We start from the raw sequence: 24,990 nt of genomic DNA, 5'->3' as shown, positions 1-24,990 counted from the left end.
TGCAGTTGATGTCCTTTTCAATAGGATTATTTTGGGTACGTAATAAATTTCATTGTGTAGTGGTTTCCAGTAATACCGACACCTGCTTGTTTGAAAGCTTTTTCATAAATGTTTTCGCGGTGTGCTTGAGAGTTTAGTAATGCATTATGAGCTTCGAAAATTGTAGGGAAATTGACACCTAAGTTTTCGCCGGCAGCAATGAATTTTAAACCCGCATTTTGAATACGATCGAATGGCGATAAACCTTTAGGGCTGTAATGATCAAAATAATTGTTTTTGCTCATATCCGTACTGTGGTTTTTCGCCACTTTCGCCACTTTATGGTCGTATTTTAATGGGGTAATGCCATTATTTACACGTGTTGCATTCGTTAATTCAACAAGTAAAAACTCTAAGCTTGTATATTTACGTGCAGACGTATCTTTTTTCATAGCTTCGAATTTCTTTGCAGATACTTCATCTGTCTTTTCCCAGTAAATTGAATCAATTTTATTGCCGTTTAGCTTGTCTACTAAAATATAAATCAGTTTGCCGTTCTTTGTAACTTTTGGCTCTCCTGTATAAACTTTGCCGATTTCAAAACCTTCAAATGAAGTACCTTTTTTAGTCAGGTAACCACCAATTTGGTCTTTCCCTGATAACACAGAAAGTTCAAATGCCTTATGGTTAGAGTTTGTAATGTAGTAGTTTAAATTACCACCCACTGCGTAGAGCTTTGTTACGTCTAAATTATTTGATTTTGGTGCTGGCTTTGTAGTAGCAACATTTCCTACATTCGCAGCTTCTGCAGGGGTAGTGAATATATTATAGGAAAAAAGAATCATTGTTAATAGTAAAAGTTTTTTCAATTAAAGTCACTCCTTTTACCAGAAGTATACCATTATAGTTGGGTAATTTTGAATGTTTTCTCTCGTATTTCTATAAATCATACAAATTAATCATGAAATTCAAAAGCGAATATAGTATTTAATGTTTAAAAAAGTGTCCACAAATGTTAATGATATGTATAAATAGTTTGAAATACCTACACCGTTATGAGAGTTTGTGCTTGTTAAATTTAAAGCAGTCATTAGCAAGATGAACTAAGGCATGTTTGAAAATACCTTAGTTCATTTTGCTTTAGCAGTCTGTTACCACGCTGCAATTTGGCCATCTGTGCGTGATTCAGTTCCGCCGTAGAGGACACCTGTTTTTTGGTCGCGCCAAATAATTTGACCGCGTCCGAATAAACCGCTGTCATGCGTAATATGGATATCATGCCCTTTTTGTGCAAGTGCATGAACTAAATAGGTTGGGAACTGAGGCTCCACTTCAATTCGTTTTTCCCCCATCCATTGCCAACGCGGCATGTCGAGTGCAGCTTGTGGATTTAAATGGGCATCAATTGTATGTGTGATTACTTGGAATTGTCCTTGTGGTTGCATATAACCACCCATTACCCCAAATGGACCAACTGCTTTATTATCTTTCGTTAAGAAACCTGGAATAATTGTATGATACGTACGTTTCGCAGGCTGCAAGAAATTTGGGTGATTTTCATCAAGTGAGAAATCATAGCCGCGGTTTTGCAACGAAATTCCTGTATTCGGAATAACAATCCCTGAGCCAAAGCCCATATAGTTACTTTGAATATAGGACACCATATTTCCTTCTTCATCCGCAGTGGCTAAGTAAACCGTACCGCCTTTTGGAATATCGAACGGGATTGGATCAAGTGCTGTATCTGTTATTTCAGCAAAGCGTTTTTCGCCATATTCTTTTGATAACAATGTTTCCGTATCAACAGGCATTTGGGCACGTTCTGTTACAAATGCTTTTCCGTCTGTATAGGCAAGCTTCATCGCTTCAATTTGTTGGTGAAGACTGTCCGCATCTTGCCATTTTGCATCCGCATGTTGGTAAATATTCAGTGCCATTTGCGCTACAATACCTTGCCCATTTGGCGGGATTTCCCACACATCATAGCCTTTGTAATGAACCGAAATCGGATCTACCCACTCTGGTTCATAGCTCATTAAATCTTCTTTAGAAAGGAAGCCATTGTACGTTTTCATGAAGGCATCAATTTTGTCCGCTAACTCGCCTTTATAAAATGCTGCCCCTTTTGTTTCTGCAATTAATCTTAATGTCCCCGCATGTGCAGGGGACTTCCAAATTTCACCGATTTCAGGTAGACGTCCATCAATGGAGAAAGTCTCAAACCAGCTCGTGAACTCTTCGGTTGTTAGTTTTTCTTTGTATTGTTTATAAGCGATTTTCCAATTTTGCCCGAGCGTAGCCGAAATAGGGTAGCCTTCCTCAGCGTAAGAAATAGCAGGTGCAAGCACTTCTGTTAAAGGTAATTTTCCGAAACGTTCTGAAAGGGCTACCCAAGCGGAAGGGGCACCTGGAACTGTGACAGGAATAACACCATGCATTGGAATTTTGTCAAAGCCTCTTTCACTCAAAGCTTCTTTAGAAATTGATTTTGGAGAAGGTCCTGATGCGTTTAAGCCATATAGCTCATCCTTCATCCAAACCAGCGCAAATGCATCGCTCCCGATTCCGTTAGATGTTGGTTCAACAACCGTTAATGTTGCAGCTGTTGCGATTGCAGCATCAACTGCATTGCCCCCCCTTTTTAAAATGTCTAAGCCAGCTTGTGCTGCAAGTGGCTGAGACGTTGCGACCATTCCGCGATTGGCAATGACCGTATTTCGCTTACTTGGAAAAGGATAGTGTAAAAAATTCATTTCAAATTTCCCCCTTTGTTACATTTATAAATAGTGTATTTTTATATGGAACCGTAAAAAAACGGGTACCTAAAGATTAGGTGAAACGCAGCATTACTTTTCTGAAATCAATGTATCAATCCAGCGCTGTATTTTAAGTCCTTCTTCAAACGTGACAAGGAAGGCATCTTCATTATGAAGTGCTTCATGACATGCTTGAAGTAATGTTTGCGGTGTAACAGTCGGAATCACTTCTTGCTCTGCCTCATACGGCGCATTTATTAACACTTGTGACCAATTGCGGAGCGTTACGACTTTTTTTGTACCAAAAATTATAAAATCAATGCGCTCTTCTTGGTCAACTGTAGAGGATCCATTAATAATTACTGGAATGTCACTTGTTGTTTTCGCAAGCGCGGTAATCCCTGTTTCGCATAAAGTAATATCTTCTGGGTATGTTATTTCATGTGCAATGATTGATAAATCACCAAATAAATGATGTGTTAACTGGAAATAATGTGGGAAAATCTCGCGAATAAAGCCACCTTGCTCACGCGAAGCTATCCATGGATTTTGTTGCCATTTACGTGGCCATTCAGGGAAATATGTATGTAACTCAATGCTTGTAATAGTGCCCATTTCTTCATCATTTATCTCCTGCTTCAATTGATAAATAGCTGGACTGTACATGAGTGGGAAATGCATCGCCGTTTTTACATTATTTTGTTGTGCAACCTGAACCATTAGTTCACCATCTGTTGCATCATGTGCTAACGGTTTTTCCGATAAAATATGGAAGCCATGTTTTGCAATTTCCTGTGCAAGCGGTGCATGACTGATTGGTGGTGTTCCAATATATACCCAGTCAGATTTGAGCTGAAGTAATTCTTGTAAACTAGCTACAGTCGGAACGTTGTATTTTGCCGAAAGTTCCTCAAGACGCGCTTTATTTTCATCATAAATAGCTGTGATTTCTATGTTTGGGTTATCGAGGGCTTGATTGATGATACGTTCACCGACAATACCTGTTCCGATGATTGCAATTGATGTTTTAATCATATGTACATAGCTCCTTTAAAAGTTAGACTTTTCTGATATTAATTTTAGCATATTTTGGGTGGCGGTTATATGGATATTTAGCAAAATATATAATGGATGATAAAAAAATCCTAGGCATAATAAAATGCACCTAGGGATTTTCAAAGTTTAATATTTATCTACAACTAGTCCTAATGAAGAAGCATTAATAAATGGTAAATTGCGCAGTACAGATTATTTGAATGCTAAATGATGTATCTTTTACTTAATTGTAAGTAGACTCATGTATATAACAAATGAAATTGAAAAAAGTATACAAGAAAGTGAAAAATTTTTTCTAAGGAAAAGGGAACAATAAGCTTTTGAGAGAAACCATATAGGAAACGAAATAATTAAATTTTTTAATGGAACATGCGGATAAGGAGTTGGGAAGATGAAAGTAGTTATTATTGGCGGAGATGCGGCGGGTATGAGCGCGGCAATGGAGATTTACAGAAATGATAAGACAGCTGAAATTCTTGTGCTAGAGCGCAGTGATATTTATTCGTATGGTCAATGTGGATTGCCTTATGTAATTAATGGGAAAGTAGCACATACGGATGAGTTAATTGCTAGAGATGTGGAAACGTATCGCGGAAAGTATGGCATGGATGCACGCATTTTCCATGAAGTCACAGCAATTAATACACAGATTCAAATTGTGCATGCTACGGATGTGAATAGCGGTGAAGCATTTGAATTTTCTTATGATAGGCTGTTAATCGCGACAGGTGCTTCACCAACGATGCAAGATTGGGAAAATCGGGATTTACAAGGCATTCATTATGTTAAAACAATTCCAGAGATGGCTGTACTTATGCAAGATTTAGCTGGTACCGAGCATGTTACAGTTATTGGGGCGGGATTTATTGGGCTAGAAGTGGCGGAAACGATTCGTGCGCGTGGCTTAAAAGTGCGTATCATTCAACGTAGCGCTCAACTGATGTCGAACCTTGATCCAGAGTTAGCCAAAATGGTGTTAGAAGAAGCCGTTAAAAATGGGATTGAAGTATTGTTTGAAGAAGAGATTACAGGCTTTGAAGGGCAGCAAAATATACAAAGTGTGCGTACCAAAAAAGGAAGCTATGCAACAGATTTAGTCATTGTCGCAACGGGTATCAAACCGAATACGCAATTCGCTACCGGTTTTGCCAAGTTAGCTAATGGTGCGTTAATTGTGAATGAAAAAATGGAAACATCCATACCAAATGTTTATGCAGCTGGAGATTGTGCATCCCATTATCACCGGGTGAAACAAAAGGATGATTATTTACCACTTGGCACAACAGCCAATAAGCAAGGACGTATAGCAGGTCTAAATATTGCAGGGGTTGAGCAATCATTTAAAGGGATTGTAGGCACATCCATTTTAAAGTTCTTTCATTTACAAATAGGGATGACAGGCTTAACGAATGAAGCGGCGGATGACCTTAATGATGTTGTAGAAGTGTATCATTACGAGGCGAATGATGTAGCAAGTTATTATCCACCTGTAAAACCAATGAAAATCCGCATGTTAGTGGAGCAACAAAGCCGCCAATTGCTAGGTATGCAGGCGGTAGGTGAAAGTGGTGTAGATAAGCGTATCGACGTGTTTGCTACGGCCTTATTTAATGCTATGTCATTTGAAGATTTATTGGATTTAGATTTAGCGTATGCACCACCATTTAACGGAGTATGGGACCCTATACAACAAGCACCGAAACGATACGGCAAGAAATAAACCTTTTGAAATCATCAAAAAGCAGTTGGAAAGAGGGGAGTTACCCGATTTCCAACTGCTATAAATAAATCTTACTTCTTAACTTTAAATTCCTTTATTGAGCCATCAGAAAAATGAATATCTGCTTCAAACTCATGGTAGTTTTCATCTAATTTAAAAGCTGCTAATACTTCGGTGATGATCTCTTGATCTGTAGAGGCGGATGTGAACATAAAGGATTTGAAAATGGGCGCCAGCTGTGAATAAGCGTCATTTCCTTCAAATTTAGTATTAGCCCGATCCTCAATCGAAGCTTCAACAACGTTATTTTCGACTTCATAATCGACCTCAAAGCTATCATTAATTCCGTAATCGACATCTAATGAAAAACTGTTAAAACTAAATGCACCATCTTTAGCAGTATTATTCGTATTCGCTCCCGTTTGCATATCCGTATTTTCCTGCTTCGTAGTTGTTACTTCTGTTACTTTGTCATCATTACACGCCACAAGCAATAAAAGGCTTAATGGCAGTGCGAACAGTAAATTTACTTTCATTTGTTCATCCGACTCCTTTTTTCAATATAGTATTGATATACCCAATTTTTAAAATTCGATGCAAAATTTGATGTATTAATAGTGCGTATATATGCAAATTTTTGATTATCGGCATTCCTATTTAACATGCCGCATACAATATTACCGTGCTTAATGGGGGAATAAATTTTTACTGTCCATTTCGACATTTGCTTAATTATAAACGCTTGAAATCCCTAATTGCTCCAGGTAAGATGCCTTCTTTATAAGAAGGAAGTAGAAATAATCTTCATTTGTCATAAATCAATCTAATATTCTGAACTTAAAAATTGTATAATGGAGATTAGGAAGGCTTTCCCAATTAAGGAGAAAGTATAAGATTTTTAGCGAATGATCTAACTAATTAAACCGAATTTTTTTGATTTTCTATCGTTTCAACACACTATACTTGATTCAGAAATGAGGGTTTCATATGTCGAATGAGCAATTTTCAACAATCGAGCAACAGACAGATCAGTCTACAATAGAACAAGAAAACGTGCAGGAGCCAACTGTAGAAGCTGTAGAAACATTATTTGTTAATGAATTTACAGATGGGGTTCTCAATCCATATGCAGCAATGTTAGGACCATTAAAGGATGGAGGGACGATTATTGCCAACACAGCGCCAGGTTGCTGGGGGCCAATGATTACGCCAGCGATTCGTGGTGGGCATGAAGTAACAAAGCCTGTTTATGTAGAAGGTGCAGAGGTTGGGGATGCGCTAATTATTCAAATTAAATCGATTCAAGTGACGTCGCTTGCTACATCGTCGGGTACAGATGAAGCGCAGGAAGATCGTTTTATTGGCGATCCATTTGTGAAAGTGAAGTGTCCAGGATGTGGAAAATTGCATCCGAAAACAGTAATGCAAGGAATTGGGCAAGAGTCTGTTCGTTGTGCCACATGCAATACAGACACAACACCTTTTAAACTGACGAATGGTTATACAATGGCATTCCATCCGGGTAGTGAAATTGGTTTAACAGTAGGCAAGGAGGGGGCTCGTCGAATTGCGTTAAATGCTAAAGACTTTATGCGTACCCCTGAAAAGTCGATACAACATCCAATTGCAGGGTTTGGTCCAAGTGATCTAATTGGGCTGATGGCGAGAATGCGTCCGTTCGTAGGTCAACTGGGGACAACACCTTCAAAAGCGATGCCAGATTCCCATAATGCGGGTGATTTTGGTACATTTTTAATCGGGGCACCACATGAATTTACGATGACAGAGGACGAGTTAAACATTCACCGTACGGATGGTCATATGGACATTAGCCGAGTACGTGAAGGCGCGGTCCTCATTTGTCCAGTAAAGGTTGCTGGTGGTGGTGTGTATGTGGGTGATATGCATGCGATGCAGGGCGACGGAGAAATTGCAGGGCATACAACAGATGTTTCAGGCATCGTACAATTGCAAGTAAATGTCCTAAAGAAGGTGGCATTAGAAGGTCCAATTTTATTGCCAAATGAAGAGGATTTACCATATACAGCAAAGCCGTTTACGAAGGAAGAAAAACGTATCGCGCGTGACTTAGCGGAAGAATATGGTGTGAAGCAAATAGAGGATTGCTACCCATTATCTATTGTTGGGACGGGTGCTGATTTAAATCGTGCAACAGATAACGCATTGGAGCGAGCGGCAAAGTTATTTGACCTGTCCATAAATGAAGTGAAAAACCGCGCAACAATTACTGGGTCCATTGAAATTGGTCGCCATCCGGGTGTAGTAACAGCGACGATGCAAATTCCAAAGGTACTACTTAAAAAAGCGCGTATTTTTAAACCAGTCAAACGTCAATATGATTGCTAGAATGTTTTTCTAGCCTACTTTTCGGGAATAAGGAAAAAAAGAAATGTAGGGAGATGATGTTATGCAACCACTAGTCAAAAAAATTGAGGCGTCAGTCATCTCAATTAGCGTACAATCAGGGATTGGGATTATTGAAACTCTGAGCGATCGAGATGACAGGAAATCGATTGTTTTTCAAGTAACAGCAGAAACGCCACTCATGACAAAGGATGGGCAACGTTTGGGCGTCTCAGCTATTCCAGTTAAGGGGAAAATTACTGTTTACGTTGATTCACTTACCCCATTGCCGATGATTCAACCGCCACATGTCGTCCCACTATTGGTCATTTTTGAACAGTATGGCAAAAAAGGCGAAGTGTCAGTGGGCGTATTTGATGACCGATTATTCAGTGAGCAGCTCAAATTAAAGATACATGTAGGGAGCAAGACGGAAATTGTAGATTTAGCGGGGAAGTACGTCAGTTCGGAATGGTTAGCGGGCAAGCTATTGTTCGTATTTTACGAAAAGGTAACACGCAGTATACCGGTCCAAGCAAATCCAACGAAAATCATCGTGACCGACATAAAAGGAAATTAAATAGGTGCAAAAGCATATCGAACTCTAAAAGGCCTTTGTATGAACGACACTGTTGCAAGCAGCAGGCAAGATTTACAAAGCCAATAGAAGGAAGATATGCTTTTTCATGCACGTATTTAAGAGAATACTTCCATCAAAAGGATCGAACTTTTTGTATGATTTATATGGAAATAGTAGAAAAAAGGGGAGGGATTTGTTTGTTGCTATCATTTGATGAGCAGCTACTTCAAGTAACCAACGGACAAACAGGGGAAGGCTTGGAACGAATCTGTCTAGAGAAATTTTTAGCCGACCAAATACATCAGGGCAGTTGGGGCATTACATTGCCGAGTGCGCAATTTTTGATTGATCAAGACCAAGCAGAGCAGTTTTGCTTCCAATTAATTAAAAACTATTGGGGAAAAGCAAAATTATTTTTAGATGATACTTTTCAGGAAGCCCATTTCAATATTGAGGTGGCAAATGAGCGAGTGCAACAATTTTTTGATAACCCAAAAAATAGCCAGCAATTATTTAACTTCTTACATATTCACGGAGAAATGCGTTTTGAACAATTTATAGAACAGCTGTTTTCAAAACCAATTGGCGTGTCAAAATTAAAAAGTGGGCTCGATATCATCTATGTGTACAAAGTGAAAGAACAATTCCTTGTGCAGCCGATTTATTCACAGCACACATCATTTTGGGGGCATGTATTGGCGAAAAAGCTCTATTCCTTATTTTTGCAAGTACCATTACTCGAAATAGAACACCCTCTTGAATTGATGGGGATTTTGAAACAGCAACTTCAACATCATGTAACCATGAATCGAACGGCGTCCATTATTCATAAATTAGTGCAGCAAATTGATGGTGCAAATCCTCGTTCCATTGAGTTAAAACAGCTTCATTTATTAAATGCGAGAACTCATTTCACAAGTGGTAGACGCCATTTTTTAAGATTGAGAAAATGCATTGATGCTTTACAAGCCAATTGGTCAAGTGGGAGTTTAGCGCTGAATGAAAAGGAAAAAACGCTTCTTTCTTATATGCTTTTTCAAGAGGCCATTTTTAAAAAGGAACATGAAGCGATCATTGCATATGGACTGTATTTAATTGAAGGGGAACGGTTAAATAATCATGCGATTGAGCTAGTAGTGGAATATCAGGATGTGCTGAATAGCATGAATCCGCAGCCACATGCGATAGTGAAAAATTACAAAGAGAACTATTTAGAGCATGTGTTTTTTGTACTCATTGATACGTTAGTAAAGGAAAATCAGTTTGATATTGCGATTGCGCTACTTCGAAATCACGAATTAGCTACATGCACGGTACTTTTCGAAATGCTCCAATCACCTAATGGAATGCAGGAACTACATAAAATCGAAGCCAATGTTCAGCAAGATATTGCGATGCTAGTAGATGGCTCGACGCAGCTTATTCGGGAATCGTTAAAAACATGGCAAGAGCATTATTTAGAACGACACGGACCGTACATACAAATTGCAGAAATGACCTCTATGCACGTATGTAATATACTCAAAATATTATTTCATGAAGAACAGGATATTTTACTAGAAAAGTTATTAAGCGTTTATAAAAAGTATTTAGTCATCCCGAAGCATTTAAATAAATTACGGTTGTTTATTGAGCAACGAATGACAGTGAAAATGTAATGTACGGATTTTGTCATATAATTATAAGCGTACATGTGATATTTCTTACAGCGAATACCTATGTCTTTCTATTAAAATTTTAATAGAAGGGGTGATGAGAATGCTGAAGTATGTTTTATTAAGCTGTGTAGGTATTGTTTTATCCTTGGTTGCAAGTGTAGGCGTATATAATACCTTTGTTTCAGTTGGATGAAAAAAACATAGAAAAGGTGTGCCAAAACATTATTTGGACACACCTTTTTTTATTTTAGCACGCCGTTATTTTCAAGCTGCTCGATTTGTTGGGCAGAATATCCATACTGCTCTAAAATCTCCTCTGTATGTGCCCCAATTTTTGTTCCGACAAATTGATAACTTGGTTCAATCCCATCAAATTTTAATACTGTTCCGATTTGACGCTGCATTGTGCCATCTGGTTTCGGTACGTCTACGAGCATATCTCGCGCCTGAATTTGTGGATGCGCACAAGCTTCATCGAATGCTAAAACGGGTTCCACACAGCCATGAAAATCATCATTAAAAATATCTAGCCACTGCTCAAATGTTTTTGTACAAAAAGCATCGGATACAGCATCTTTAAAGCGTTTTTGCGTATAAGCTGAATCTTTAAATTTACTGTCGATTAGCTCAGGAATTCCAAGTGCTTCACAAAGGAGCTTGCGGAATTGTGGTTCCAAGCTTCCAACTGAAAAATAGCGCCCGTCTTTTGTACGGTAATAATCGTAAAATGTTCCACCGTTTAAAATTTCTTCTTCTGGCTGTGGTGAACGTCCGCTACCAAAATATTGAGCGCCATAGACGGCATTCATCGCAAACATCGCATCGGTCATCGAAACATCAATAAATTTACCCTCACCTGTTTTTTCGCGGTGTAATGCAGCAGCGAGCACCCCTACTGCTGCATGCATAGCCCCACCTGCCATATCGGCAATTTGAATGCCCATAGCAATCGGTTTTTTATCCTTCAAACGTGAATGATCCAATACTCCTGCCACCGATAAATAGTTATTGTCATGACCTGGACGGTTGGAGAACGGCCCAGTTTGCCCATAGCCCGTAATAGAACAGTAAATAATGCGCGGATTAATGGCGCGCAACGTGTCATAATCAATGCCGAGTCGCTTCATCACCCCAGGACGAAAACCTTCAATAACAATGTCGTAATCTGCAATTAACTTTTTCACAATAGCAATTGCTTCAGGTGTTTTTAAATTGAGCTGAAGTGAACGTTTGGAACGATTTAAATGTTGATGAATAAAAGATTCGTGCTCTTCATCATATGGTGGCATAATGCGCATTAAATCAACACGGCGTTCCGATTCGATATGGATGACATCTGCCCCTAAATCAGCAAACATCATCGTCGCAAATGGACCCGAAAAAAGCGAACAAAAATCAAGTACCTTTAAGCCATTTAAAATTGTCATTTGCCCATCCCCTTTTAGTAGTTAATAACGGAATTTTATGATAATACAGATTTTATTTGTGGTAATCCGTAGTATAACAGTTATTTTTGTGGAATTATATATCTATGCAACACTATTATTAAAATACTCTGAAAATTAACGTTCTGTTGTTTTAATTTTGTAACTTTTCTAGACACATAGACGACTAATGTAAAAAACCTACCCAATTGATCAGACTCAATTGGGTAGGCACTAATTTAGATGGAATAAAAATTCATAGTAAAGTACGGCTGATTTTTATTGTTAAATTCGACACCAACGAAAATATGTGTAAACTCTGTGCGTAAAATATTATCACGGTGACCGAGGGAATTCATCAATGCTTCATGTGCATAAATGGCGCTATATTGACCGTAAGCTAAATTTTCGCCCCACCAAGAATACGAGACACCGCCATTTTTCATACGAGCTCCACCACGTTCACCAGCTAAGTCCACGTGACCGAAGTAATCATTGTTGGCCATGCTTGCACTATGCTTACGTGCAACGCTATTGAAATCAGGTGTGTAAGTAAGTGGTTGTAACTCTTCCGTCACGCGAGCTTGATTAATTAGCTCGACCATTAAATGCTCAAAGCCTTCACGTAATTCGTCGGAAGGAGTCGCAAAAAATCCAGGTTTGGCCATTTCGGTCTGGGCATCTACCCATGTAATCGAACGTACCTTATTTTGTTTATGCGCATCATAAAAAAATGTTACGTACCGATCATCTATTAAATACGTGCCGCTTGTTTCGTTATCATATTTATCGATATATGTTTGCGTGTAGTTTGTATGATCTTTTTTAATATGTTTGAGCGGCTTGCCATATTTGGCCACCACCGTATTACGTGAGCTACCTACTTGAATACCAAAGGCAGCTTGTCCAATCGTAGTTTCGTAACCAGCAACAGTTTGTCCATTTTTAGTGCCGACTAAGTTAAATTGCCTATAGTCCGAAGAGGGCATATCCCATGTGAAGTCATATTCAGTAGGGAATGATTTAACGCTTGTATGTGTAGAAGGGGTATTATTGTTGGCCACCGTTTTAAATGGAATAACGACGCCTTGGTTCATCGACTTGCCGGCAGTTGTATTTAAATTATTTGTAACAACTACTTTATAGTTTGTGTTGTATTGCAAATTTTCCGTTGGGGAAATAGTTAATTTATTTTTAGAAACAGTGGATTGAATCGCAATTCTATTTGCCTTTTGATCTTGTATATAAACATTGTGTTTAACAGAATCCGCTGCGATGGAATTATTAAATGTGATGGTCCATTCTTTATTTACGGCAACATCTGAATAAGAATCCCATTCATTGGATTCGGTTGCGCCCGCGATTATTAATGTAGCGCTAAATACGATTGGAATGATAATCCCCATCATGGAACTCATTTTGTTCAATTGTAACATTTCCTTTCAAGCGAAAAATATTATATAACTCATGAGTATCTTATACTAGTTTTATAGGGGATTTCACGGATGGTGATTGAGCATATTGCTTGCATTGCACTGTGGTAACGTTGGTTTTATACGTTTTGGTCTATTTAATATCCAATTAAATGAAAGAGCGGAATACTAAATTAAGATTATGTTTGTATAATAAATAGATTGAAGGAGCGATTTTACACGCGAAGTAGTATATTTATGTTTATTTCTTTATAGAGGTGTTTTTGCGAAAAGGCCATTCATAATTCAGATATTTAGTTGTAGGTATTTGGGGTAGATTTTCCCTTTTAAGAAAATGAAAGTTTAGTAAAAGGTCATAGAAGTCAGTTGGGCAGAGGGTGCTACGGACTTTTATGAGAATTTAATGGATGAAATGGAAATTAAAATATACTGTATTCGGGAGGAAAGGAATCAATTTCTCTATAAAGGAAAAGGAGAATTTGACCGATATAAGAAGGGTAAAGTTATCAAGTTACATAATTCTGACTTCACAATTTAAAAAAGGGGAGGTACTCTCTAAATGGATTCGAAAAAAACGCATAAGCTATCAAAAGCATCGGTTGCAGCAGTACTTGCAGCGAGCGGCGTTATTGTAGCAATGCCACAGCCAACACATGCCTATGCATTCGGTGATTTAAATCCAAATGCAGATTATTATGAGCCAGTAATGGATTTATATAAACGAAATATCGCGACAGGTGAAAACGGGAATTTCCGTCCGAATGAAGCGATTACACGTGCAGATGTAGCAAGAATGATTGCATTGTCTATTGATATTAATACGAAAAATCCGAAAAATCCAAGGTTCACGGATGTACAAGCGACACATCCGAACTACAAATACATCGCCGCTTTAGCAGAAGCAGGTATTATTAGTGGTTTTCCAGATGATAGCTTTAAACCGGACGCGTATATTACACGTGGTCAAATGGCAAAAATTATGTCGCTTGGCTATAGATTTGGTGTGTCTACGAAGCTGACAAATACATTTCAAGATGTACCAGCAACAAATGCCAATGCCTATTTTATTCAAACACTTGTCGATTTAAATATCACAAAAGGAATAACGCCAATCGCATTTGAGCCGTCGAGTACTGTTACACGTGGTCAAATGGCAACATTCATTTGGCGCGCAGAGAAGGCAGATAAAGGAACTCCAGTGTATACAGTGGGTGATATTACAGGGGATAAAGTATATATAAACGGTGTACCGTATACAATTGCGTCGTCACTAAGCTCGATTTTCAATGCTGCCAACAAGCGTATTTTACAGGGCGCACATATTGAAGGCACCTTCACGAGCAATACGCTGACAGCTGTTTCTAAATTGACGCTCAATGCAAGTGGCACATCAACAAGCTTGCTTGCATTAGATGGAGATTATTCAACTTTTGGCGGCGAACTAATTATTAACGGAAGTTACTTGCGCTTGAAAAATATTGATCTTACAGGACGCGTAGAAGTAGCAGAAACCCCACGTAAATCATTAGCAAACTATATGACGAATCCATTGCAAAATGCACGGATTGCGAGCATAAATGGCTTTGGTTTTATTGACTGGGGCAAGCCAACAGATTCAGCTGAGGAAGGCTTCTTAAATCCAGATGAAGACGAAAAGTTAACGGTGAAGCCAGATCCAACAAAACCACTGTATAAGCAGCCGTATAATACACGTATGCCAAAAATTGAAAAGTACGTGGATTTTTCAAATTCAACAGTGCGCAACTTATTTATTACACAAAACCGTGCGTTTGTATCAGCAGAGGACCCGATTGATCGTATAACGGTGCAGCGAGATGTCACGCAATATGAGTTGTATGCAGATGCCAATGCCATGTATATCGATACGGATGTAAATGTAACAGTATTTGGTGTAAATGATATTAAGTATGTTTATAAAAATACGTTGAAAAATGTATTCTTCCATACGGATAGTTATTATGACTATTTATATGTCACAACAGGCAGTGGCTTTATTGATATTGGTGAACATGTTTATATCGGAGACGCAATTATACCACCTAATAAATCGGTGAATGATATTTTCGATGACTACGAAAATGATGATAGTAATATTGGCTGGATTGAAGATGAGAACGGTAACCCAGTAGAGCGCGATCCAGAAGAAGATTTGGTTGTACCCGATGTAACAGCACCAAAGATTTTGAATCTAGCAGTAACAGCAGGAGGAACACTTGCAAACGTTACATTAACAGCGGATGAAGATGGCATGTACTACTATATGGTGAAGAAAACGGACGAAAAACCACCTTCAATTAATGAAATCAAAACGGGTGGCGGTAAATCTAGCGGTAAAGGCCCGATAAAGCGAGACACGCCGGTTAATTTTACAGTCAATGATTTAGAAACGCTGACGGAATATACGATTTACGTCGTTGTCATTGATGGGTCAGACAACGTTTCAAATAAAGAATCTGAGGACTTCACAACAATTGATGGACAGCCACCAACATTAAAACTAAAAAAGGGCGATCCGATGTATGGTGGGAAACGCGTTCAGTTTGTCATCACACCAACTGAGGCAGGAACGTACTATTACTATATTCGACCAAAAACATCAGCTGCCGGTCCGACGGTGGATGATATTATTAAAACGCATACAGGTACAGGAAAAGCAACGAAACCTGGCGATATTATTGTGACAGAGAAGTATTACGGAGCAAAGCCAACCCTAGAAGAGATTCAGCCGAATACAACATACGAAATTTTCGCGGTTATGGTCGATGCATCGGGCAATAAAATGCGTACTGTATCTGATATTGAAATAAAAACAGAAGGACCGGATACAGATCATCCTTTTGTAAATGATACAGGTTTAAAACTTGTCGATAGAGAGAACGGCATTTTTGAATTAACGGTAAGTGAAAAGTTAGATAAAGAATCTGCTGAAGATGTGAATAACTATATTTTATCAGGTACCGGTATTGTTAACGTATCTGGACAAAAGGAAATTAAACCGTCTAAAGTTGAATATGTAGAAAACGGAACGAAAATTCGTTTAACAATTCCTTCAATTACAGCATTAGTAAAAGGCGATACGATTCGTGCAACGATATTACCAGGCGTAACGGACTTAGCAGAAAATCCGTTTGAAAATATTGATACGGTGCCAGTACAACAAGTGCCACGTAACTATGCGGAGTATCGTCATGAGGATTCGGATTTACCAGAAATTAAGATTGATAATGTAATTACTGGACTAACTAAATATGAAGTAGAAGTAACGACGAAAAAAGCCGGTACGTACTACTACATGATTTTACCGGACAACTATTTCACAGGCAAAGATATTAAAAGCCGTGACTTCGTCGATGAGTTCTCACTGGATCCATCAATCGTGACAGGTAAATTCCAAACGGGTGGTAAGGATGATTATTTATACAAAGAAGGAGATAAACCAGCTGAGCTTGGTACATTCAAATTCGATGTAGAAAAGCCTAAAAACCTTGATCCATTTACAAGTTACTCAATCTATATGGTATTAAAAGACCGTTCAGGCCAATTGTCGATAATTGAAAGCAAGTCATTAATTAGCGATTCGAAGCCACCATTAGTATCGAATATTAGAGTAGAATCGATTAAAGATAATGACACAGCAGTAAAAATAAAATTGAATGTCGATGAAAAAGCAAAATTCTATGCCATTCCGGTTAAGAAGTTTATTTTAGATGCAGATGGTAATCGAGTGCTTAATACAGAGTACTTTAATACAGATGGCACGCTGAAAGACGTTGATGGTACGATGGGTTCGAACTTATCGGATGCTGAGCGCAAAGCAAGTTTTATGAGCATTAAGGGCACATTAAAAGAGGCAAGCTCAGATAAATTTGGTGAGATTGATTTTGACATTTCAGGATTAGGTGCACATGAGGAATATGGTATTTACATTGCAGCAGAGGATACGTATGGTAACTTTACTGTAAGGCAGCGTAGCAATTCGACATCTACGGATCCTAATGAACCAAGTGGCGGAATGATGAAGAAAACATTCTATACGGATGGGACGAAGCCGTTTATTACAAATGATCAAATTGTTTATAGAAGTTCGGATGCAACAAACTTCACTATTACTTTTAATGAAACGATTATGCGTCAAAAAAGCGATATTGACATAAGTAAATATAATAAAACTTTAATTCCACAAAATGGATCATATGAAATTGGTGAAATACTGGTTATTGAAGATAAGGCTGGAAACCCTCTTTCAGATAAATTCGAATTTGTAAGTTACACAGTTGGTACAAAAACTACAGATCAATCTAAGTTAGTCATTAAGCCGAAACCTGATTCAATAGGAAACCAAACATTTACTGTGAGGATGAAGAAGGATATTTTAGTTACAGACGAGGATAAATCTGTTGCATATGACTATGTAGATCAAAATGGATTTGTTTTAGATAAGATAGGTAAGTATGAGTGGCCAGGCGATATTATTAAGAGTGAGATTAAAGATGCCGTTCTTACAGGTAAAAATGTAGGATCACCTAACGTGCCAGCTTCGACAACAATGAGAGCCATTATGTATTTAGATATCGATTTAACGTTAAAACAAACTTATTATTATGCAGTTACAGATAGTTCGAAAAAATCAGTCGATCCACAACTTGTGATGGACTTAGTAAGGGATCCAAATACGTCAAATAATGATATATTTGCATATGGTTCGGGGGCACTTGGGACTGTGAACGCAGCAAATAAGCAAGTTAAACTTGACTTAGTCGCACCACCAGGAGTTGGACCTGAAACACCAATATTTACAAAAGGGAATAACTTCTTTATCTTTACGCTTGATAAATACGGAAATATCATATGGGCTAAGGATGAGAGTAATGGCCTGATATACCGTCCGATTAGTAATGCCTTTAATATACAACAATAGTGTGTTGAATAACCTGCACCGGGTGCACAAACAATTCACTACAATTTATAAAGATATATGATGTAAAGTTAGAATGGAGGGAGTCCCGTGTGAAATACATGGGACTCTTTTTAGTTTGTTTTAGTTCATATTTTGAATTGAAGTCGATTACAATATGCCAATCCATTTCCAGTAAGTCGCACTAAAAATTAAAATTAAGATGAATCCGAAAATAGTTAAAGGAATCCCTGATTTTAAGAAATCCTTCGTTGTAAACGCGCCAGTATCATAAGCAAGCATATTTTGCGGTGCGCTTACTGGCAATAGGAATCAGAAGCAAATGACGAATTGTTGAATAATAACGAAGCCGATTTGGTTTTCAACAGGCATTGGTAAAGTCATGGATAATGCGATAAATACCGGAATTAATGTAGAAGCTAAACTGGTTGCAGAAGCAAACCCTAAGTGAATAATAATATTAAAGATTGTAACTAATGCAATCGTCTCTAAAAATTGCATTATATTTAAGCCAAGCGAACCGAAAATTGTATCTGATAACCAAGCGGCACCTTTTGTGCTTAATAATGTAGAACCTAAAGAGATCCCTACTGAGAATACAATTAATGTTCCCCAGTCGATGCGGCTAGAGGCTTCTTACCAGTTGAATACGCCTACTTTAGGAGTTAGTAAAAAGACAATTGCCACAATAGTAATTGTTGTCGTGTCGAATGGGTGCAACATTCCTTCTGTTGCCCAGAAAAATAATAAAATTAATGAAGTAATAATTAATGTGATTTCTTTTCGCTTTAATGGACCAAGTTCGGTTAATTGATGGCGAATAACATTTTTGCCACTCGCGATATTATTCGTTTCCGGTTTGATTAATTTAATCATGATAAAAAAGAGTAAAGGGCAAGTACTACTACTTAAATGAGTTTTCCCTGTATACATATAAGAAGGAGATATGAAGTGCTATTCGACAAAAAAAGACCCGGAAATTAAATTCCGGGTTTGAATATCACTTACATTGAATACTCCATGACACACTGCCTCGCTTTCGCATTGAATCTTAAGAATGTCCTAAGAAAACGTTGCTTAGCTGCACTCAGTATTGATGGTCCTTCTGAGTTATTGATCATTCGCACTCATCGGGTTAACCCTCCTAGTCATTTAGATTCGAAGTGAAATCTTTAATAGTATAGTTTATTTTTAATTTTCTATACATGGGTCGGTGAAAAATGTGTACCAGGTGCACAAATAATATAAAGCTGCCACGCCAAACTAGCAAACATCGGTGAATAAAGAAGGTTAATTTATTTTTGATAAGAAAATGTAGTGGCGTGAGGTTTATGGGGTGTAATGGGTGAATAAGGAAATGATTTCGTTTGAATAATAAAGGGGTGGTTTGGCATATATAAATAAAGATGGAAGGAAAATAAGGACTAAAAATGCCTGTTTTCTAAAGTTTTTATGTGTTTTAATAGCTTTTCTCATCAAATATTTGTAGGTCTATTTACATGAGTTGGTTAGATTGAAACATCATGTGAGGGTAAAAATAGACGCTATTTTATGTTGTTTTCGGCTCGTTTTGGATTAAAAACATCTCAATTTCATCTTGAAATGAACAAAAATTTTGCTCGTTTACCTCAAAAAGATACAAATTATAGCGTTGGAATATACCCATCTCTGTGACCATTATACCGTTTCTTCTTTTAGTAAATAGTAAAGATTAAAAGAATACGCTACATTAATTAACGAAATATTTACAAATATGGTACATTGTATATGAAATATTTTAATTAGGAGTGATTATTTTGAAGAAAAAGGCACTAAATACTTTTATGGCAACTGCCCTGACAGCAACCCTAATATTACCTGTTTCAACGGCAACTGCTTCCATTAATCCTGAATCGATTGTTGTGGCGGATCAAGGGTCAAAAATACCTTCAGGAACCGTGTCACTTACAATTACGAGTTTTTCAAATGATACGATTTATACATCTAGTGGGCAAATGACAGTTAACAATGCATTAAAGCCTATTTTTAAATCAGAAAACCGAACGGCGCTTGCAAATGCCCAAGCTACAGTAACTATAGAAAATGGGAAAATCACAAATATTACATCGCTAATCTTATCTAAAAAAGGTACGGCTAAAAAGCCAATCGTTTTTGATGGTGGAGAGGCTACGATTTCTGGGAGTTTAACGGTAGCTGCTGACTATACAAAGATTCAAAATGTTGTGATTAAGAAAGAATTGATTGTATCGAGCCGCGTCAAAAAGGGACTTACGCTTAATAATGTTTCAGTTGGAGATAAAATAAAATTCCAGCCGTTGCGCATGAATAAGATTAATTGGTTCAACGTTTCTCTTACGAATATGCCGAAAACTGAAATTAATGTTCAACGTAATAAAGTTGGTCTTATTTCTGACAAATCACTTACACAAATTAACGTAACGGATGATGTGCCTCAATTAAAAGTGGAGTCAGATGTTGAGAAGCTTTTAATCGATGTTAAGAAGGATTTTAGTCTTAGCGGAGAAGGGCAAATTAAACATGTGACAGTTAAAAAGGGGAAAAAGGTTGATTTAGATTCCTCTCACCAATTTAAAGATGTAAAAATCGATGATAAAAATGCAAATGTTACGGTTACAATCGTGGACAAAACAGCTCTTAACGCATTAATTGCTGTTTCTGGTTATGTTGCTGTGTCTGTTACCGGGCATGATGTTGCTTCTACAGATAAATGGACAACTCAAGCAGAAAAAAGTACATTTGAGGCAATATTTAATAGTGCTCAAGCAGTGGCTAATGATAAAAAATCTTCACAAGATCAAATAAATGTTGCACACACACAATTAAACAGTGCTCTAGCAACGTACAAAGCTGCTCAAAAGAACGGTAAAAAGCATGTAACAGGTGATAAATCTGCAATTACAGTGTTAATTAATAGCGTGCAGTACGTAACAGTTTCTTGGAGAAATGGTAGTGAGCTGTCTTCAAATTCAGCGTGGACAACTCAAGCCGAAAAAGATGCATTAGTTTCAGCGGTTACATCTGCTCAATCAGTTGTGAATAGTTACAACCCTTCGCTAGAACAGATTGTGAACGCTCTGAATTATTTAGAAAGTGCGATTACAACGTATAAGAGCGCTCAGAAATACGGTATGTCTGGATATGCAGGTGATAGATCTACACTGCAGTCACTTATTAATTCTGTGCAATATGTAGAGGTTTCTTGGAATGAAGGTATTTACTTACCGACGAACATACCATGGACAACACAAGGAGAAAAGGATGCATTAATTTCTGTGGTTGAGTCTGCTCAATCGGTATCGAATAATTACAATACAACACAAAATATAATAACAAATGCGATAAACAATTTAAATAATGCCCTTGCAATTTATAAGAGCGCACAGAAATATGGTCCTTATGGTAATAACAATGGGGGATATTATGGTGATAGATCAAAGCTGACAGGGCTTATCGATTCAACTTATAAATATTATGTGACTAGTTATAATTATTGGGATAACATTCCGTATAATGCGACGATATGGACAACCCAAGAAGCGAAAGATGCCTTTGATACTGCTATTACAAACGCACGATATGTTGCAGAAAACTATAATTATTCGCAATATGACATCGCGACTGCAATTGATAGTTTAAATGCTGCCATTAAAAATTATGAAAACTCTTATAAATATGGACCGGATGGTGATCCATATTGGTGGAATAGGTAATACCACCATATAACTTGAATATATGGACTGGAAGCTAGATAAAAAGCGTCATCTTCCACAATTCAAAAGAAGAAAAACGCTTCGTGGCTAATGCTATGAAGCGTTTTTCATTTATGATAGGGAGCATTTTTCTAACGTCTAATTAAAAGTATTCCGTAATTTAAAAAAGTTATAAAACCGTTTAGCATCTCTTCCCATCTTGCTATGAGTGTTCATTTGCGGTAATAAACACTTTTGAAACAATTCATCACACTGCTTTGTACGAACATAGCGCGCGCAACATTCATCATGTAATTTACAACAAGAATCAACTGGGTTAGTTGACTCGCCAGGACCAGAACAGCCAGGCCCACATTATTTATATCCAGGAAAAAAAGTCAGTTTTTTCATTCTACTTATCATCTAACCTCCCCATTAAAAAGTTTTGGATACTATAAAATATGTGATTTTTGATAGGAAATAAGGGGTTAAAAACTAGAGGGAATATATGAAATACAAAATGCCAAAACGTTGATTTTAACAGCGTTTTGGCATTTTTAAATTCAAGCGATTTTTTGTAACAGGTATTTATTAGACAGCCTCTTCTAAAATCATATTTCACTATAGAACCACAGTTTGCGAGAGGCGCCCTTCTTTATACCAAGCTTCTCTTTCACCGCATGGTCCACTTTTAAATTATGTTGCTCTTCGCCCGTTCTGAAATTGATTAAACAGAAGTTGAATAAATCAGAAAAAATAAATTATTTTGACTAAAAGGGTTGTTTTATTGGAACGTATAGAATAATATAATTCATATATTACAAAACCTAGTTGAATAATAGGTATTAAAAGAGGTGATTAATTTTGGCAGGATCGCTCGTATCCATTGACGGTGTATCGAAAACATACGGTGAGCACGGACCACTTGTTTTAAATAATGTGTCTTTTAATATTGCAAAAGGCGAGGTCATCGCGATTCTTGGGAAGAGTGGTTGCGGAAAGAGTACGTTACTGAATTGTATTGGTGGCTTTGAACCAATGAATGAAGGGCGAGTGCTGCTTGACGGGCAACCGATTACGAAGCCAAGTAAGCGCTGTGTCATGCTCATGCAAAATTACGGGCTATTGCCATGGCGTTCTGTTCGCAAAAATGTCGAATTAGGGTTAGAGAGTGCAGGGTTACCTAAGCAAGAGGTGGAAGAGAGAGTTACACATTATTTAGAAATGGTAGGTCTTGCAGATCGTGCGGGATCGTTGCCAAGCGAATTGTCTGGGGGAATGCAGCAACGTGTCGCCATTGCAAGAGCACTTGCGATTCAGCCTGAGGTCATTTTAATGGATGAACCATTCGGCGCACTGGATACTTTTACACGCTATTACTTGCAAGATGAGCTTATGCAAATTCAGCAACGCGAGAAAATGACTATTATTTTAGTGACGCATGATATTGATGAGGCGCTTTATTTATCAGATCGTATCTTTATTATGAAGCCTAATCCGGGCGAGATTCATAAAGAAGTTTCACTGAAGTTAGCAAAACCACGTGATCGTTCGGATTCGGATTTCCAACATTACCGCGAATTAATTTTTAATGAGTTTCAATTTACTCAGGAAAAAGCAACAATCGAATTTAATATTTAGGAGGCAAGGGATGAAGAGAATTTATGCACTAGCATTACTAATGGTCGTACTCCTATTAGCTGCTTGTGGTGGAGAAGAGTCTGTAGATGGTGCAAAACCGACCATTAAAATTGGTTATTTACCAATCACACATGCCGTACCGCTTTACATGCAAGCCGATACTGAATATGACGAATATCAGTTGGAGCTCGTGAAATTTGGTTCTTGGCCAGAGTTAATGGATGCGCTGAATACAGGTGCTATTGACGGGGCTTCTGTACTAATTCAGTTAGCAATGAATGCGAAGGAAAAGGGTATTGATTTAAAAGCAGTAGCTCTAGGACACCGGGATGGAAACGTGCTCATTGGTGGCAATGACATACGGGCAGTAGAAGATTTAAAAGGCAAGTCATTCGCGATTCCGAGCCGCTTTTCTACACATAATATTTTACTGTATGAAATGCTGCAAAAGCATGGCATTCATTATGATGAAGTAGATGTGATTGAACTACCACCTGCGGAAATGCCGGCTGCGCTTGCGGAAGGGCGAATTGCTGGCTATGTTGTAGCGGAGCCATTTGGTGCGATGTCCGTTGCGCTTGAAAATGGTACGGTGCTCTATCAATCTGAAGAAATTTGGCAAGATTCGATTGACTGCGGCTTAGTACTGCGAGGTCAATTTATCGAAAAAAATAAAGAACTTGTACAAAGCTTTATGGATGATTACGTAGCTGGTGGTGAATTAGCAGAGCAGAAGGATAATCATACACATGAAGTAGTAGGCAAGTATTTAACAGTAGAAAAAGAGGTTCTAGATTTGTCGCTTGCATGGATTTCATACGATAACTTAAAAATACAAGAAGAAAGCTATACCATTTTACGAGATGCTTTAACGACAATGGGCTTATCAGAAAATCCACCACTATTTGAGGAATTTGTCGATGTCAGCTTTGTAAAATAGCATTGGACGGAGGGGAGTTATGGCTAGGTTGAAAAAATTCCTATTCATTGTAATGGGCTTTGTGTTGCTCATTGCGGTATGGCAAATTGCAGCCATTATCGGTGGACATCAGGCGGCGCTTTTCCCTCCGCCATTAAAAGTGGGAGAAGCATTGGTTTCCACCATAGTAGATGGCTCCATATTTACACATATTCAAATTAGTTTATTTCGTTTCTTTACGGGTTATGTAACGGCGGTTTTCGTAGCCGTATTACTCGGGTTAGTTTTAGGTCGCTTACCCGTTGTATGGCAAGTACTAGACCCGGTCGTTCAAGTGTTAAGACCCGTGTCTCCAATTGCTTGGTCACCGTTTATCGTTCTATGGTTTGGGATTGGCAATATGCCAGCCATCGTAATTATTTTCATCGCTGCATTTTTCCCAGTCTTATTATCGACTGTTTCAGCGGTAAAAAAGGTTGATAAAACGTATTTGCGCATTGCTGCAAACTTCGAAATGAGCCGAGTAGAGACGTTATGGAAAATCGTATTGCCCGCTTCATTTCCAATGGTCGCCAATGGTTTACATATGGCGCTAGGATCTGCTTGGATTTTCTTAGTAGCAGGTGAGATGGTGGGGGCACAGTCGGGACTTGGTTTCTTAATTGTTGATGCACGCAATTCCCTCAGTTTAGATCTTGTCATGGCATGCATCGTGGTCATCGGGGGGCTTGGTTTAATTTTGGATAAATGTATTCATTATTTCGAAACATGGGTGAACCGCATTTGGGGCGGTACCCAATAAAAAACTAGGAGG

At 38.0% G+C, this 24,990-nt stretch carries 15 protein-coding genes and 1 pseudogene; 9 read left to right on the top strand and 7 right to left on the bottom strand.

The features are described from left to right. Positions 1-26: 26 nt before the first annotated feature. The 3 genes from ACQKIH_RS07935 to ACQKIH_RS07925 all read right to left on the bottom strand — a co-directional run bounded on the left by ACQKIH_RS07935 (position 27) and on the right by ACQKIH_RS07925 (position 3,770). Positions 27-848 carry a CAP domain-containing protein gene (locus tag ACQKIH_RS07935; protein ID WP_427764825.1) on the bottom strand — a complete coding sequence of 274 codons (822 nt, stop codon included), beginning with the start codon at positions 846-848 and terminating at the stop codon, positions 27-29. 282 nt (positions 849-1,130) lie between these two features. Next, positions 1,131-2,732: a gamma-glutamyltransferase family protein gene (locus tag ACQKIH_RS07930; protein WP_427764823.1), complete on the bottom strand. Its 1,602-nt coding sequence runs from the start codon at positions 2,730-2,732 to the stop codon at positions 1,131-1,133. Positions 2,733-2,825: 93 nt separating this feature from the next. Continuing rightward, positions 2,826-3,770, bottom strand: a complete 945-nt coding sequence (locus ACQKIH_RS07925; protein WP_427764821.1) for a Gfo/Idh/MocA family protein — start codon at positions 3,768-3,770, stop codon at positions 2,826-2,828. A gap of 412 nt (positions 3,771-4,182) precedes the next feature. Here ACQKIH_RS07925 and ACQKIH_RS07920 point away from each other — a divergent pair, with 412 nt between their 5' ends. Next, positions 4,183-5,511: an FAD-dependent oxidoreductase gene (locus ACQKIH_RS07920; RefSeq protein WP_427764819.1), complete on the top strand. Its 1,329-nt coding sequence runs from the start codon at positions 4,183-4,185 to the stop codon at positions 5,509-5,511. A gap of 71 nt (positions 5,512-5,582) precedes the next feature. Here ACQKIH_RS07920 and ACQKIH_RS07915 read toward each other — a convergent pair whose 3' ends face one another. Next, entirely contained in the window at positions 5,583-6,047 is a 465-nt protein-coding gene (locus tag ACQKIH_RS07915; RefSeq protein WP_057985467.1) for a YusW family protein, read from the bottom strand. 451 nt (positions 6,048-6,498) lie between these two features. Here ACQKIH_RS07915 and ACQKIH_RS07910 point away from each other — a divergent pair, with 451 nt between their 5' ends. The 3 genes from ACQKIH_RS07910 to ACQKIH_RS07900 all read left to right on the top strand — a co-directional run bounded on the left by ACQKIH_RS07910 (position 6,499) and on the right by ACQKIH_RS07900 (position 10,113). After that, a complete protein-coding gene (locus ACQKIH_RS07910; RefSeq protein ID WP_427764817.1) occupies positions 6,499-7,878 on the top strand; it encodes an acetamidase/formamidase family protein in 1,380 nt (459 codons plus the stop codon). 61 nt (positions 7,879-7,939) lie between these two features. Beyond that, entirely contained in the window at positions 7,940-8,455 is a 516-nt protein-coding gene (locus ACQKIH_RS07905) for a hypothetical protein (protein WP_057985470.1), read from the top strand. Positions 8,456-8,652: 197 nt separating this feature from the next. After that, positions 8,653-10,113 carry a Fe-S-cluster redox enzyme gene (locus ACQKIH_RS07900; RefSeq protein ID WP_427764815.1) on the top strand — a complete coding sequence of 487 codons (1,461 nt, stop codon included), beginning with the start codon at positions 8,653-8,655 and terminating at the stop codon, positions 10,111-10,113. A gap of 242 nt (positions 10,114-10,355) precedes the next feature. Here the strand turns inward: ACQKIH_RS07900 and ACQKIH_RS07895 are convergent, their stop codons facing one another. Together ACQKIH_RS07895 and ACQKIH_RS07890 are read right to left on the bottom strand one after the other, a co-directional pair. Then, positions 10,356-11,540, bottom strand: coding sequence for a CaiB/BaiF CoA transferase family protein (locus tag ACQKIH_RS07895; protein WP_057985472.1), 1,185 nt, complete (start codon positions 11,538-11,540; stop codon positions 10,356-10,358). 236 nt (positions 11,541-11,776) lie between these two features. Next, positions 11,777-12,955 (bottom strand): CAP-associated domain-containing protein, encoded by a 1,179-nt coding sequence (locus tag ACQKIH_RS07890; RefSeq protein ID WP_427765004.1) that lies wholly within the window; start codon positions 12,953-12,955, stop codon positions 11,777-11,779. 574 nt (positions 12,956-13,529) lie between these two features. Here ACQKIH_RS07890 and ACQKIH_RS07885 point away from each other — a divergent pair. Beyond that, positions 13,530-17,909, top strand: coding sequence for an S-layer homology domain-containing protein (locus tag ACQKIH_RS07885; protein ID WP_427764813.1), 4,380 nt, complete (start codon positions 13,530-13,532; stop codon positions 17,907-17,909). Positions 17,910-18,056: 147 nt separating this feature from the next. On the opposite strand, the pseudogene ACQKIH_RS07880 reads toward ACQKIH_RS07885, so the two are convergent. Next, positions 18,057-18,794: pseudogene (locus ACQKIH_RS07880) on the bottom strand (SLC13 family permease); the annotation flags it as partial. A 908-nt stretch (positions 18,795-19,702) separates the two neighbouring features. On the opposite strand from ACQKIH_RS07880, the gene ACQKIH_RS07875 reads away from it, so the two are divergent. The 4 genes from ACQKIH_RS07875 (at position 19,703) to ACQKIH_RS07860 (ending at position 24,978) form a co-directional block, all read left to right on the top strand. Then, positions 19,703-21,637, top strand: a complete 1,935-nt coding sequence (locus ACQKIH_RS07875) for an S-layer protein (protein WP_427764811.1) — start codon at positions 19,703-19,705, stop codon at positions 21,635-21,637. A gap of 843 nt (positions 21,638-22,480) precedes the next feature. Then, positions 22,481-23,257 carry an ABC transporter ATP-binding protein gene (locus ACQKIH_RS07870; RefSeq protein WP_427764808.1) on the top strand — a complete coding sequence of 259 codons (777 nt, stop codon included), beginning with the start codon at positions 22,481-22,483 and terminating at the stop codon, positions 23,255-23,257. A 10-nt stretch (positions 23,258-23,267) separates the two neighbouring features. Continuing rightward, positions 23,268-24,197, top strand: a complete 930-nt coding sequence (locus ACQKIH_RS07865) for an ABC transporter substrate-binding protein (protein WP_427764806.1) — start codon at positions 23,268-23,270, stop codon at positions 24,195-24,197. Between the two features lie 19 nt (positions 24,198-24,216). Next, complete coding sequence (locus ACQKIH_RS07860) at positions 24,217-24,978, top strand: ABC transporter permease (RefSeq protein ID WP_427764804.1); 762 nt, start codon at positions 24,217-24,219, stop codon at positions 24,976-24,978. The last annotated feature ends 12 nt before the right edge of the window (positions 24,979-24,990 follow it).

The organism is Solibacillus cecembensis (assembly GCF_050272495.1).
GTDB classification, from domain to species: Bacteria; Bacillota; Bacilli; order Bacillales_A; family Planococcaceae; genus Solibacillus; species Solibacillus cecembensis.
This window is presented reverse-complemented; position numbering and strand designations above follow the sequence as displayed.

What these genes read in the sequence shown, in the direction of transcription:
- ACQKIH_RS07895 (WP_057985472.1), bottom strand. Translation starts at nt 11,540, where the DNA reads ATGACAATTTTAAATGGCTTAAAGGTACTTGATTTTTGTTCGCTTTTT.
- ACQKIH_RS07890 (WP_427765004.1), bottom strand. Translation starts at nt 12,955, where the DNA reads ATGAGTTCCATGATGGGGATTATCATTCCAATCGTATTTAGCGCTACA.
- ACQKIH_RS07860 (WP_427764804.1), top strand. Translation starts at nt 24,217, where the DNA reads ATGGCTAGGTTGAAAAAATTCCTATTCATTGTAATGGGCTTTGTGTTG.
- ACQKIH_RS07920 (WP_427764819.1), top strand. Translation starts at nt 4,183, where the DNA reads ATGAAAGTAGTTATTATTGGCGGAGATGCGGCGGGTATGAGCGCGGCA.
- ACQKIH_RS07905 (WP_057985470.1), top strand. Translation starts at nt 7,940, where the DNA reads ATGCAACCACTAGTCAAAAAAATTGAGGCGTCAGTCATCTCAATTAGC.
- ACQKIH_RS07915 (WP_057985467.1), bottom strand. Translation starts at nt 6,047, where the DNA reads ATGAAAGTAAATTTACTGTTCGCACTGCCATTAAGCCTTTTATTGCTT.
- ACQKIH_RS07865 (WP_427764806.1), top strand. Translation starts at nt 23,268, where the DNA reads ATGAAGAGAATTTATGCACTAGCATTACTAATGGTCGTACTCCTATTA.
- ACQKIH_RS07910 (WP_427764817.1), top strand. Translation starts at nt 6,499, where the DNA reads ATGTCGAATGAGCAATTTTCAACAATCGAGCAACAGACAGATCAGTCT.
- ACQKIH_RS07925 (WP_427764821.1), bottom strand. Translation starts at nt 3,770, where the DNA reads ATGATTAAAACATCAATTGCAATCATCGGAACAGGTATTGTCGGTGAA.
- ACQKIH_RS07930 (WP_427764823.1), bottom strand. Translation starts at nt 2,732, where the DNA reads ATGAATTTTTTACACTATCCTTTTCCAAGTAAGCGAAATACGGTCATT.
- ACQKIH_RS07885 (WP_427764813.1), top strand. Translation starts at nt 13,530, where the DNA reads ATGGATTCGAAAAAAACGCATAAGCTATCAAAAGCATCGGTTGCAGCA.